This window comes from Chryseobacterium sp. UNC8MFCol, from assembly GCF_000482305.1.
In the GTDB taxonomy this organism is placed as follows: Bacteria; Bacteroidota; Bacteroidia; order Flavobacteriales; family Weeksellaceae; genus Chryseobacterium; species Chryseobacterium indologenes.
Map to the genome: position 1 here is coordinate 582,021 of NZ_AXUZ01000003.1, position 13,792 is coordinate 595,812.

Here is a 13,792-nt window from a genome sequence, read left to right on the forward strand (position 1 = left end):
CTATGAGAAAACTCCTGATTCTACTTTTCGTATTCCAGCTGCTTTTGATCCAATCCCAGGTAAAAAAGAATTTAGTGATTCCGAAAAACCCCAAAATAGGACTATCGCTTGCCGGTGGTGGTGCTAAAGGTTTTTCGCATGTAGGAGTACTCAAAGTCTTAGATTCATTAGGAGTAAAAGTGGATTACATCGCCGGAACAAGTATGGGAGCTATCGTCGGCGGGCTTTATGCCTCAGGATATTCGGGAAAAGAAATTGAAAAAATCGTCATGGATACCGATTTCTATTCATTGATTATGGATCCGAAATCCAGACAGGAAGCCAGCTTTTTCAATAAATCCGTAGACAAATATCTTCTATCCATTCCATTAAAGAATGGAAAAATATCACTTCCCTCTTCTATCAGTACCGGACAGAGAAACGTCTATCTCTTAAAAGAACTTTTCAAAAATGTAGCCAGTATTGACGATTTTTCAAAAATGCCTATCCCCTTTCTATGCGTTGCTACCAACCTTGAAAGTGGAAATATGCAGATCTTTGAAAAAGGTGATCTTGTACAGTCTATCATGGCGAGTTCTGCATTTCCATCGTTGATGGATCCCGTTAAAATTGGTGACAGCATTTATATCGACGGAGCAATGACGGTAAATTATCCTTCAAAGCCATTAAAGGATAAAGGAATTGATATCGTTATCGGTGTTGATCTTAATCAGGATCTTTCAAAAAGAGAAGATTTAAACAATATTATATCAATCCTTAATCAGGTCATTGATTTCGGAATAAAAAGAGACACCAGAAAGCAGTACAGATACACGGATATCAATATCAAACCGAATTTAAAAGGAATGTCTGCGACAAGCTATGATGATAAGAAAAAGATCCTCGACAGCGGGTATGCAGAAGGTTTAAAATATTCCAAAATACTGGATGAGCTGCCGAAACGTCCTTTCGACCGCCTGAGACAACGTGTAAACCCGATTTATTCCAATGTTTATAAAATAGACAGTATTTTCATAGAAGGAAGCAAAATATACGGTAAAAACTATGTTTTAGGGAAAATGGGGCTACGTCTTCCCTCTCTTCAGACCTACGGCAATGTCAATAAAATGGTAGATAAGCTGGTTGCTACCAACAACTATAAGTTCATTAACTATGATATCGTTCAGGAGAATGATGCCAATTACTTAAAGCTTTATGTCACCGAAGATGATGCACGCCATTTTTTAAAATTCGGATTACATTACGATGAAGTTTTCAAAACAGGCCTCCTTTTGAATTATTCAGCAAAAAGACTTTTATTCAAAAACTCTAATCTTTCCGCAGATATAATCGTAGGAGATAAACTCAGATATTATCTCAACTATTTTATTGATAACGGATATATTCCCGGATTTGGTATTTATTCATCCGGAATGAGCTTTGATCTAAAAAATGTAGACAATAATGTTACCGATAAGTGGACCTGGATAAGAAATGAGGCTTATATACAGTCGATTTGGAAGGATAAGTATGCCATAGGAGGTGGAATAAGCCATGATTACTTTAAAGCCGAAAATAACGGCGATAACAGGCGTTATGGGCGTTTTCTGAATCCTTACATATTCTTGAAGAGCGACACGCAGGATGATAAAGAATTCCCTACAAAAGGAGTCTATTTTTCCGCTGAAGGAAAAGTTATAGATCTTTTGAAATCGGAAGTAGATAAAAGGATCGTTCAGATAAAAGCAGACCTTAGAATAAACATTCCATTGTGGAAGCAATTTACTTACCGGCTTAATTTATTTGGCGGAATAACAATCGGAGAAAACCTTCCCCAATTTTACCAGTACAGGCTTGGAGGAATATTTGAACAGAATATTATTAATTTCAGAAGTTTTGGTGGTTTTTATTTTGCCCAGCTTCATACTAATAATGTGATAATTGCCTCAAATGATCTCCAATTCAGGTTTAATAAAAACTATTTTATCAGCGGAAACTTTAGCTTTGCCAATCTTTCCAACGACATAAAATTCGAAGATGCAGTTAAAGTAAATTTTAGCTCACTAGGAATTACAGCAGGTTACAAATCCCCTTTCGGGCAGATTAAAGTTAACTTTAGCCACTCACTTAAAAACAACCAAAAAGGTATATTCAGTGTTATATTAGGACACTGGTTTTAAAAAATGATACAGTTCTTTTACGAAAATTTACCGGAGTCGGTAAATACAGATTACAAAAAATGGCTGGAAGATCTTATTCTTTCAGAAGGAAAAAAACTAGGAGAAATCAATTATATTTTCTGTGATGATGAATATCTCCTTAAGATCAATCAGGATTATTTACAGCATGATTATTATACCGATATTATCACTTTTGATTATGTAAAAGGTAAAACAATAAGCGCTGAGATTTTCGTATCTTTGCAGCGCATTTCTGATAACGCTTCTACCCTTTCGCGAGATTATGAAGAAGAAGTAAGAAGGGTCTTAGCCCATGGTATTTTACACCTTGCAGGCTATAAAGATAAGACGGAAGAAGAAGAAAAAGAGATGCGAAGAATGGAGAATCTGTACTTAGCCAAATACCGGGATTCAGCGATTTAAAATTGAATAATCACTTAAGGTCCGGATTGTAAAGTACTCTGATATAGCACCAATACGAGTTTACTTAGAGTGCATTCTCCAAAAATGTTTCACGTGAAACATTGGTTAAAAAAGATAAAGTTTAAAGCTTAACAAGCGAGATAAAAATGATTTCAGAAATATACGACGTCATTGTAGTAGGTGCCGGACATGCCGGTTGTGAAGCAGCTGCAGCTGCGGCCAATCTTGGTTCCAAAACACTGCTCATTACAATGAATATGCAGACCATCGGACAGATGAGTTGCAACCCCGCAATGGGTGGAATCGCAAAAGGACAAATCGTAAGAGAGATTGATGCCATGGGAGGATATTCCGGAATTGTAGCAGACAAATCTGCGATACAATTCAAGATGCTTAATCTTTCAAAAGGTCCTGCAATGTGGTCCCCGAGAACCCAAAATGACAGAATGCTTTTTGCCGAAGAATGGCGATTGGCATTAGAGAATACTCCCAATCTTGATTTCTTTCAGGATATGGTAAAACAACTGATTGTTGAAAATAATAAAGTAACCGGAGTTGTTACTTCTTTAGGAATTGAGATCAAAGCAAAATCTGTAGTATTAACTAACGGAACTTTCCTTAACGGATTAATTCATGTTGGCGATAAACAACTCGGCGGAGGAAGAATGGGTGAACCAAGAGCTTTTGGAATTACAGAACAATTGGTCTCTTTAGGATTCGAAGCCGGAAGAATGAAAACCGGTACTCCACCAAGAGTTGACGGAAGAAGCTTAGATTATTCTAAAATGGAAGAACAGAAAGGTGATGAAAATCCTCAGAAGTTCAGCTATCTTGATACTCCTAAATTAACAAAACAATTAAGCTGTCATATCGTGTATACTAATGAAACCGTACATGATATTTTAAGAGAAGGTTTTGACCGAAGCCCAATGTTCAATGGAACCATTCAAAGTTTAGGTCCAAGATATTGCCCTAGCATCGAAGATAAGATTAACCGTTTTGCAGAAAGAAACAGACATCAGCTTTTCGTGGAACCGGAAGGATGGAAAACTGTAGAAATTTATGTGAACGGGTTCAGTTCTTCTCTTCCTGAAGATGTACAGATCAAAGCAATGAAACATATTCCAGGATTCAAAAATGTAAAAGTTTTCAGACCAGGTTATGCAATCGAGTACGACTACTTCCCTCCTACCCAGTTGAAACATACCCTGGAAACAAAATTAATTGATAATTTATATTTTGCAGGTCAGATCAACGGAACAACCGGATATGAAGAAGCAGCGGGCCAGGGATTAATCGCTGGAATCAATGCACATAATAAAGTACATGAAAAAGACGAATTTATCCTCAACAGAGATGAAGCGTATATCGGAGTACTTATTGATGATTTGATTACAAAAGGAACTGAAGAGCCTTACAGAATGTTTACTTCGCGTGCCGAATACAGACTTCTTTTAAGACAAGACAATGCCGATATCCGACTAACCGAAAAAGCATTCCAATTAGGACTTGCAAAAGAAGAACGATTAAGAAAAGTAGAATCAAAACTATCTGAAAGTCAGTCACTTGAAGAATTTCTTCGAGAAACCTCTTTAAAACCGGGAATCATCAATCCTATCCTTGAATCTATTGAAAGCAGTCCTGTAGACCAGGCTTACAGAGCAGCTCAGATTCTTACAAGACCGAATATGACGTTAGGAAAGCTGGATGAGATAGACTTTATAAAAGAAAATTCTTCTAAATATAGTGACGAAGTACGGGAACAGGCCGAAATCAATATCAAATACAGAGGTTATATTGAAAAGGAAAAAGAAAATGTAGCCAAATTAAACCGTTTAGAGAATATTAAAATTCCCGAGGACTTTGATTATACAAAGCTTTCAAGCCTTTCTGCAGAAGCAAAACAGAAGATGTCGAACGTACGTCCAAAGACTATAGCACAAGCAGGGAGAATAAGCGGAGTTTCGCCGGCTGATATTAACGTTTTACTGGTGTTTTTAGGACGTTAAAAAGAAAATGTTTCACGTGAAACATTACAAAAAATAAAACGAAAATTAAGGTATTTACGAGTTTAATACAAACCTGTAAATATCTTAATTTTTAAATATAATAGATTTCGACATCAATGAAAATAAAAGATCATTTTCTTTCACAGGAAATATTTGAAATTAAAGAAACAGAAACAAAAGGTGTCTACAAAACCACCCCTATCCCATCTGATATTTCCAAATATTACGAAAGCGAAGATTACATTTCTCACCATCAGGATTCAGGAAGCTTTAAAGAAACACTATATAAGTTTCTACAATCTTTCAATCTGCAATACAAGAAAAATATATTGGTCGACAGGATCAAAAACGGATCCAGAGTATTGGATTATGGATGTGGTGCCGGAGAGTTTGTAAAATATATAGAAAATGATTTTGAAACTTTCGGCTTTGAACCTGATGCCGATGCTAGAAAAGCAGCAGAAGGCAAAATCAGAAAAGCAAAAATTCTGAATGATATTCAAAAAATAGAAAATGAAAGTTTAGATGCAATCACTTTATGGCACGTATTTGAACATATAGAGAACCAGGATGAAATGTTAATGAAATTTCATGAGAAATTAAAAGAAAAAGGACTTCTCGTGATAGCAGTTCCCAACCCTACTTCTTATGATGCCAAACATTATAAAGAATATTGGGCTGCCTATGATGTTCCAAGACATGTCTATCATTTTTCAAAAAAGGGAATGGAAAATTTAATTTCAAAGAATCCGGATTGGAAAATGAGAAAAATTAAACCATTGGTACTTGATTCGTATTACATCTCTATGCTGAGCGAAAAATACAAAAAATCACCGCTGTTTTGGCTTAAAGCAACCATCTATGGAACGATTTCGAACATAAAAGCTGTTTTTTCGTCGGAATTTTCGAGTTTGATATATATTATCGAAAAAAGATAGAAAATCGATTTTTGAGGCATTTATGAAGGTCGGATTTCAGCATTTTTAAAGAAAAATTGTAAAAACTCAGGAAAATCTCCTGAGTTTTTTTATTTCATATGAATAGAATATTTAAAAATATTTTTAATCCTGGACAAAAAATTTTAAAATGATAGAATAATTTAAAAAGAACTCCCCTACCCTACTTTTTTTGAAAAATACTATTGACAAAATTGATACACTCGTTCAGAAAATAAATTTGTAAAAAAACAAATTGTTCAAAACTACATCCAGACAACCTTCAAGAGATCAAACAGATTTCAAACTAAAAATAACTTGTTTAAAAAACAACCATTTTTTCCAGTCGTTTTCCGGGGCAAGAAAATTGAACTCTAAAATTATCGTTCACTCGCTTTTTACCAACGCTAAAAAATATAAGACTAAGAAATTTTTACAACAGACAAACGAAGGCTACTCTATTAAACAAACTTTCGAAAAGTTCAAAAATAATTTATCCGTTAAGATCATAGTCTTAAAGTTCCGCTTGAAAAAATTGAATTATAAAAAAAGAGAAAGGAAAATTTTTTGCCACTCCTACCCTCACCGCAAAAATTATATTGTTCTAAAATAGAATTTTCAGATAAGTAACCCTTGCTAAATAATATATAAAAAACCGAAGATCGTGAGGCTCGCCTGCCAGGAGAAGTTTAAAAAATAATAAGAAAAAGCATACCGACTATAACCGGAATCCACGTGAAAAAGCCAGAATTTATCAGGTGTAATCTAAGTTTTTAAAAAAATTTTATAAAGCATTGACTAACAAACGTTATAACTTTTGATTATAACAAGATGAAAACGATGTAAATTTCATGGTAAGTAAAACCCAAATATTACAGAAAATGTATGAAGCTCGTATGATAATACGATGCAAAAATTCATCTATTGAAAACATGCATATTACGTTATTCGTGACAAATATAGTAAAATACTAAATAATCGGTTTTGTAAACAAACTATCGCCAATTTAGTAAATCATAAATTATAGCCCAAAATAGTAAAAAATCAGTAATTTTTCTAAACGTGAAATTTAAACAATTGTACCGAAAATCCATATAAGATTTCTGCGTATGAGAAGGATGATTAGATAAAAAAAAACAGAAATCAGCTGTTTCAAATCTTGGAAAAAAGGTTAGAAAATTAAAAAAACCTGCTAATTTTATTAGCAGGTTTTTTTATAGAAATAACTGTATTAATTATTAATGGCTGCTACTCCGGGAAGTTCAAGTCCTTCAAGACTTTCAAGCATTGCTCCACCACCGGTAGAAACATAACTTACCTGATCTGCATACCCGAATTGTTTAACAAAAGCAACACTGTCTCCTCCTCCTACTAAAGAGAAAGCGCCTAATCTGGTTGCTTCAGCAATACTTTCACCTAATGCCACAGTACCACCTGCAAAATTTGACATTTCAAAAACACCGATCGGACCATTCCAAAGTATTGTTCTTGAGTTTAATAGCACGTCATTGAACTGATCTCTTGATTTGTGGCCAGCATCCAATCCCATCCATCCTTCAGGGATAGCATAAATATCAGCTTCTTTTCTTTCACCATCATTACTAAAACTTTCAGCGATGATCGCATCTGAAGGAAGATATACCTTTACTTTATGTTCTTTTGCCTTTCCTAAAATTTCCAAAGCCAACGGAAGCTTATCCTCTTCTACTAAAGAGTTCCCGATTTTTCCACCTAACGCCTTAATAAAGGTAAAAGCCATGCCTCCTCCGATAATCAGATTGTCAACAGCAGGAAGTATATTTTCTATAATGGTAATTTTAGTTGATACTTTAGACCCACCCAGAATAGCTGTAACCGGCCTTTCTCCGCTTTTTAACACTTTATCGATTGCTTTCAACTCTTTTTCCATTAGTAAACCGAAAAATTTAGTTGAAGGAAAGAACTTAGCAATTACAGCAGTTGAAGCATGTGCCCTGTGAGCAGTTCCGAAAGCATCATTTACATAAGCATCTCCCAATTTTGACAATTGCTCAGCAAAGCCTTCATCACCTTTTTCTTCTTCATTGTGGAAACGTACATTTTCCAACAACAGGATTTCACCCGGTTTCAAATCAGAAGCAGCTTGTTCAGCCTTCTCACCTACACATTCATCAACAAATTTAACTTCCTGGCCAAGAACAGCAGAAACTTCACCTGCAATATGCTTAAGAGAAAACTCATCCTTCACCTCACCTTTCGGTCTTCCAAGATGCGTCATCAAGATAACGGAACCACCATCTTTAAGAATTTTCTCAACCGTAGGTTTCACGGCTACGATTCTTGTATTATCGGTTACTTTGAATTGATCATCCTGCGGAACATTAAAGTCCACTCTTACCAGAGCTTTCTTGTCTCTAAAATTAAAATCATTGATTGTTTTCATATGTAGATTTATTTTTTTCAAAATCATATGGCACCGCGGCCCCAAACATTTTATTCCTTTTCAGGATTTTTCAGCATCAGCGATTTCCATACATTTCTTTGAATTTTCGTTTCACAAATGTAAGGTTTTAAACTTTTTCAACAGATTGATTAAAATAAAAGTTTTCAAAAACTTTCCCCGAACCCAATCACTCAATAATCAACAAAATTGATCTCTTTAAAAAAAAGAATAATGCTGTTGTTGTTATGTATTGTTAGTTTCGGGGATAAGTTTTGCTCTTAAAGTTTATAATACTCAACTCCTACTCAATTCATAATTAACTCACATTATAAATCATTGTAAACCTGCTTATTCACGTACTTATTAACAATTGTTGATAAGTTTGCCGGATTAGCATTATTAGTTATTTTATTATGGAAAAGCCTGGGGATAGCTGAAGAAAAGATCTTGAAAGTTGTGGTTAAAAATTCCGGAAAGGTTTTCTATTACAAAATAATTTGAAGTTTAAAAATAGAAAGTTGAGAAAAGTTTTCCACACTTACTAACACTGCTTTTCACAATTAATCCCCGGTTTACTAACACCAATTGTTATTATTCTTACCTTTGTAAGGAAATAAAATCTAAAAAGGCTTAATACAAGTATTATGAAAAGAAAAATTGCTATCGCGGCAGACCATGCAGGCTATGAATATAAGGAGATTGTTAAAAACTACCTTTCAGAACGTTTTGAAGTTCAGGATTTTGGAACGTTTTCCACAAACTCTGTGGATTATCCGGACTTTGTACACCCTGCTGCAACATCTGTGGAAAACGGAGAAAATGAACTCGGCATTTTGATCTGTGGAAGCGGAAACGGCGTTCAGATCACAGCGAACAAACATCAGAAAATAAGATGTGCTCTTTGCTGGATGCCTGAGATTGCAACATTGGCAAGACAGCATAATGATGCCAATATGATATCAATGCCGGCCAGGTTTATATCAAAAGAACTGGCCATCGAAATTGTAGACAAATTTCTTTCAACCGATTTCGAGGGTGGCAGACATCAGAACAGGGTTGATAAAATTGCAGTTTGCTAAATATTGAATATACTAAGGCTTGTAAATCGTATTACAAGCCTTATTTATTTTTTATTCGTACATTTGCATTGTCCAAATAGAAAGTACAGTCTATTATTCTCTTAAGTCCTTCTTTAAATGTAAAGATATTTTAATAGAAGGTTTTTCTCTTTTCTTCTCCGGATTTGTAGTAAATTTATACAAAACTAAAGCTCCCGTTATAAGTAGATAGCAAGAATATTGCTGATGATTTACGATAACAATTTAAATAAAAAAATTAAATTACCTTTATATTATTATATAGGGAAAAAATGTAAAGTGGGGTTATTTTGATTACCCCGAAACAATGTAAAAAATTAAAAATGCCAAAAAAAAGAAAATATATAAGTCATAAAAATGATTTGAAACTAATGGAAATCGGAAGATTGATTCTCCGATTTATGAATGCAAATTCATCTAAAATTTATAACTATAAACAGATCGCTGACGGGATTGATTACAAGAACCCAAGACAAAGGGAACTTGTGATCCAGGCACTGCATAAACTTCAGGGTTCGGAAAAAATCAAAGAAGTAGAAAAAGGTAAATATATTGTGAATTTGAAAATTGCCGGAACATTAACCGGAATTATCGATTTCAATCAAAGTGGTAATGCTTATGTCAGCGTGGAAGGCGTGGAGGATGACATCTTCATTCATGCTAAAAATGTAAAAGATGCTCTTCAGGGTGACAAGGTTCTTATTATAACTTATCATTATAAAGGAAAGAAACTGGAGGGCTCTGTTTTGGAAGTATTGGAAAGAACAAGAACGGAGTTTGTAGGAACTTTCCAGAAGGTTGCTCATAAAGATTTCGGCTTTGTTGTTTGTGATAAAAAATCGATCAATACAGATATTTTTATTCCAAAAACAAAATTTAATAATGCTGAAGATGGCGATAAGGTTATTGTAAAAATGACCGAATGGAAACCCGGTGATAAAAATCCTGAAGGTGAAATCACCCAGGTACTGGGTGCTCCGGGAGAACACGAAACGGAAATCCACTCTATTCTTGCTGAATATGGACTTCCGTACGAGTTTCCTCAGGAAGTTGAATTGGATGCAGATAAAATCGACAGAAGTATCACGGATGAAGAAGTCGCAAAACGTTGGGATATGCGTGATATCTGTACATTTACCATCGACCCGAAAGATGCGAAAGACTTTGATGACGCCTTATCAATAAGAAAACTGGAAAACGGAAACTGGGAGATCGGAGTTCACATTGCCGATGTATCACATTATGTGGTTCCGGGAACAATTCTGGATGATGAAGCGTATCAGAGGGCTACTTCCGTGTATTTGGTGGACAGGGTTGTACCTATGTTGCCGGAGGTGCTGAGTAATGATGTTTGCTCTCTTCGTCCCAATGAAGATAAATATACTTTTTCAGCCGTTTTTGAACTGAATGATCAGGCGGAAATCCAGAAACAATGGTTTGGAAGAACGGTAATTCACTCTGACAGAAGGTTTACTTATGAAGAAGCACAGGAACGTATTGAAACAGGCCAGGGAGATTTGGTTGACGAGATCAATAAACTTGACAGGCTGGCCAAAATTATGCGTAATGAACGTATCAGAAAAGGCGCTATTACATTTGACAGAAGTGAAGTAAGATTCAATCTTGATGAAAATAGTGAACCGATTGGAGTGTACTTTAAAATAAGTAAAGATTCTAACCACCTGATTGAGGAGTTCATGCTTCTAGCTAATAAAAAAGTTTCTGAATTTGTCTCGCTCAGCAAAAAAGGTGAGATCACCAATAACACCTTTATCTACAGGGTTCACGATGATCCGGATCCGGCAAAACTTGAGGCATTAAGAGACTTTGTGTCTACTTTCGGATATAAAATGGACCTGGCGAATACCAAAAAGGTTGCAGAATCTTTGAATAAACTACTTCATGATGTAAAAGGTAAAGGCGAAGAGAATATGATTGAAACACTCGCGATGAGAAGTATGAGTAAGGCAGTGTACTCTACAGAACCAATCGGACACTATGGTCTTGGTTTTGAGTATTACAGTCACTTCACCTCTCCTATCCGTCGTTATCCGGATTTGATTGCACACCGTCTTCTTCAGCATTATCTGGATGGAGGAAAATCTCCGGCGAAACAGGAACTTGAAGAAAAAGCAAAACATTGCAGTGCTATGGAAAGGCTGGCTGCGGATGCAGAAAGGGATTCTATCAAGTTTATGCAGGTGAAATTCATGGAAAAACATTTGGGTGAGACTTTTACGGGAGTGATTTCCGGAGTCGCAGAATTCGGTTTCTGGGTAGAGATCCCTGAAAATGGCGCAGAAGGTCTTATTAAATTAAGAGATCTGGTAGACGATTCTTATATGTATGATGCCAAAACCCATGCGGTATATGGAGTAAGACATGGAAATAAATACCAGTTGGGCGATCAGGTTCAGATCAAGGTGGTAAAAGCCAATTTGATTCAAAAGCAGCTTGATTTCAAAATTGTTTAATAAGTCAGAGACTAAAATAAAATAGAAAGAGGTTATTTCGTAATGAAATAATCTCTTTGCTTTTATATCAGCCTGAATTCTTTTTTCCTTATATTATCTTACCCAAAACTCAAGTGAAATAAAGTTGATATATCACATCTTTATTGAATAATTAAATCATAAAGTATAACTTTGTATTAACCGAAATGAAGTTTTCTTCATTTTAAAATATAATAAATGCTTGAACTTGTACTTTCTGCCGTCATATTAGGATTCATGCTGAGTCTGGTTTTTATAGGACCTATTTTTTTCCTTCTGATTGAAACCAGCTTTTCCCGAGGCCCGAAACATGCCTTGTCACTGGATCTGGGAGTTATCACTGCAGACTTACTGTGCATTGTTGCAGCCTATTATGCAAGTGCAGATATTGTCACCTTAATAGATAAACACCCGGGCTTTTACAGGATCACCTCTATCCTTATTTTTGTGTACGGAATTGTAATGCTGGTCACCAAAACGAAAATGCATATGCCCGGTGAAGACAAGATCATAAGCCAGAATTATATTAAAACTTTTTTCAACGGGTTTTTCTTTAATCTTTTAAATGTTGGAGTCATCCTTTTCTGGCTGGTAACGGTAATTTCCGTAAGGAATCAATATCCGGACACCAGCAGTTTTATTTTATATATAGGAATTGTGATCGGAACCTACCTTTGTATTGACCTCGCGAAAATATTTCTTGCCAAACAATTCCATGATAAACTTACCCAGAAACTGGCCAACCAGATCAGAAGAGTTGTTGGTGTCATTCTTATTATTTTCAGTTTCTTTATTTTCTTACAGAGTTTCAAAAAATTCAATCAGTTTGACAGACGACTGGAAGAAGCCGAGAAAAAAGAAGTAAAATACCAAAAAACAAAATGAAAAAAATAATCTTTCCGAAACCCATTAAAAAGGGGGCTAAAATTGCCGTTATTTCGCCTGCAGGAGCTGTTGATCCTTCTCAGCTGGAAAAAGGCATTAATATGATAAAAAGTAGAGGATTTGAGCCTGTCTTAGGAGAGCACCTTTACAGTAAATTTTCAAATGGATATAATTATGCCGGAACAGAACAGGAAAGAATAAAAGATATCAATTGGGCTTTAAATGATAAAGAGATCAGTGCGGTCTGGGCTTCCAGAGGAGGTTATGGTTGTCAGCATCTTGTTCAGCACCTGAAATTGAAAAACTTTACTGAAAATCCGAAATGGTATATCGGATATTCTGATAATACCGTTATCCAAAGCTATCTGTTGAAAAAAGGTTTTGCTTCCATTCACGGGCAAACCATAAAAACCTCAAGCTTCGGGGTTACTGACGATAGCTACAATCTTATCTTTGATATTTTACAAGGTAAAACCCCCGAATACAGCTTACAATCTCACCAATTTAATAAAAAAGGTAGAATTGAGGGCGAAGTCGTTGGAGGGAATTTAGCGCTTATTTATGCGCTGCTGGGTACCTCCTACTCTTTTGAGTGTAAAGATAAAATCTTATTTATTGAAGATATCGGTGAAAACTTTTATGCGTTGGACCGTATGATTATGAGTCTTGAGCTGGCCGGTGTTTTCAAAAAGATAAAAGGACTTATCGTTGGAGGAATGACGAACATGGGCGATGAGAAAGACAACAAGGATTACGAGGCAAGCTTTGATGAATTTGCCTATAAACTGATCTCTGAGAGAATTTCAAAATATAAATTCCCGGCATTGTTTGGTTTTCCAAACGGACATATTAAAGACAACCGACCTCTCATTATTGGTGGAACAGCGAAAATTCAAGTTGGTCCTAAGGTAAAGATCGAGTTCTAGCACTCTCCTACTTTCACAATCTCACACTCAAAAGTATGGCTGATCATAATGACTTTGGAAAAATGGCAGAAGATATGGCTGCCGATTATCTTCAGAAAAACGGTTATACCATCGTGGCCAGAAACTTTCGTTTTCAGAAGGCAGAGATCGATATTATTGCTGAAAAAGATAATCTCATTATCATTACGGAAGTAAAGGCGAGATCCACAGATGCTTTTATTTTACCCCAGGAAGCCGTTACCAAAACGAAAATCAGATCTGTTGTTTTGGCTGCTAACCACTATATGGAAGAATTTAACAGGGATAACGAAGTAAGATTTGATATCATTTCCGTTCTTCCTGATGAAAACAGAAACTTAATCATCAATCATATATCTGATGCTTTTCAGGCATTGGATGCCAATTGACTCTAAAAACAAAATAATTGTTGTATCAGTTTAGCAG

General features: G+C 35.5%; 10 protein-coding genes. 9 read left to right on the plus strand and 1 reads right to left on the minus strand.

Features of this window, described 5'->3' with window-relative positions; translation table 11 throughout:
* The first annotated feature begins 2 nt into the window (after window positions 1–2).
* The 4 genes from M030_RS0102765 to M030_RS0102780 all read left to right on the plus strand — a co-directional run bounded on the left by M030_RS0102765 (window position 3) and on the right by M030_RS0102780 (window position 5,529).
* Window positions 3–2,159: a patatin-like phospholipase family protein gene (locus tag M030_RS0102765; protein WP_027372143.1), complete on the plus strand. Its 2,157-nt coding sequence runs from the start codon at window positions 3–5 to the stop codon at window positions 2,157–2,159.
* Window positions 2,160–2,162: 3 nt separating this feature from the next.
* Window positions 2,163–2,582 carry an rRNA maturation RNase YbeY gene (ybeY, locus tag M030_RS0102770; protein WP_027372144.1) on the plus strand — a complete coding sequence of 140 codons (420 nt, stop codon included), beginning with the start codon at window positions 2,163–2,165 and terminating at the stop codon, window positions 2,580–2,582.
* Between the two features lie 146 nt (window positions 2,583–2,728).
* Window positions 2,729–4,591: a tRNA uridine-5-carboxymethylaminomethyl(34) synthesis enzyme MnmG gene (mnmG, locus tag M030_RS0102775; protein WP_027372145.1), complete on the plus strand. Its 1,863-nt coding sequence runs from the start codon at window positions 2,729–2,731 to the stop codon at window positions 4,589–4,591.
* A gap of 116 nt (window positions 4,592–4,707) precedes the next feature.
* Window positions 4,708–5,529 carry a class I SAM-dependent methyltransferase gene (locus tag M030_RS0102780; protein ID WP_027372146.1) on the plus strand — a complete coding sequence of 274 codons (822 nt, stop codon included), beginning with the start codon at window positions 4,708–4,710 and terminating at the stop codon, window positions 5,527–5,529.
* A 1,228-nt stretch (window positions 5,530–6,757) separates the two neighbouring features.
* On the opposite strand, the gene M030_RS0102790 is transcribed toward M030_RS0102780, so the two are convergent.
* Window positions 6,758–7,948 carry a phosphoglycerate kinase gene (locus tag M030_RS0102790; RefSeq protein ID WP_027372148.1) on the minus strand — a complete coding sequence of 397 codons (1,191 nt, stop codon included), beginning with the start codon at window positions 7,946–7,948 and terminating at the stop codon, window positions 6,758–6,760.
* 644 nt (window positions 7,949–8,592) lie between these two features.
* On the opposite strand from M030_RS0102790, the gene rpiB reads away from it, so the two are divergent.
* The 5 genes from rpiB to M030_RS0102815 all read left to right on the plus strand — a co-directional run bounded on the left by rpiB (window position 8,593) and on the right by M030_RS0102815 (window position 13,755).
* Window positions 8,593–9,027, plus strand: coding sequence for a ribose 5-phosphate isomerase B (rpiB, locus tag M030_RS0102795; RefSeq protein ID WP_027372149.1), 435 nt, complete (start codon window positions 8,593–8,595; stop codon window positions 9,025–9,027).
* A 341-nt stretch (window positions 9,028–9,368) separates the two neighbouring features.
* Window positions 9,369–11,519 (plus strand): ribonuclease R, encoded by a 2,151-nt coding sequence (rnr, locus tag M030_RS0102800; RefSeq protein ID WP_027372150.1) that lies wholly within the window; start codon window positions 9,369–9,371, stop codon window positions 11,517–11,519.
* A 216-nt stretch (window positions 11,520–11,735) separates the two neighbouring features.
* Entirely contained in the window at window positions 11,736–12,422 is a 687-nt protein-coding gene (locus tag M030_RS0102805; protein ID WP_027372151.1) for a LysE family translocator, read from the plus strand.
* Entirely contained in the window at window positions 12,419–13,348 is a 930-nt protein-coding gene (locus M030_RS0102810) for an LD-carboxypeptidase (protein ID WP_027372152.1), read from the plus strand. The genes M030_RS0102805 and M030_RS0102810 overlap by 4 nt, the downstream gene beginning before the upstream one ends.
* A gap of 35 nt (window positions 13,349–13,383) precedes the next feature.
* Window positions 13,384–13,755, plus strand: a complete 372-nt coding sequence (locus tag M030_RS0102815) for a YraN family protein (RefSeq protein WP_027372153.1) — start codon at window positions 13,384–13,386, stop codon at window positions 13,753–13,755.
* The last annotated feature ends 37 nt before the right edge of the window (window positions 13,756–13,792 follow it).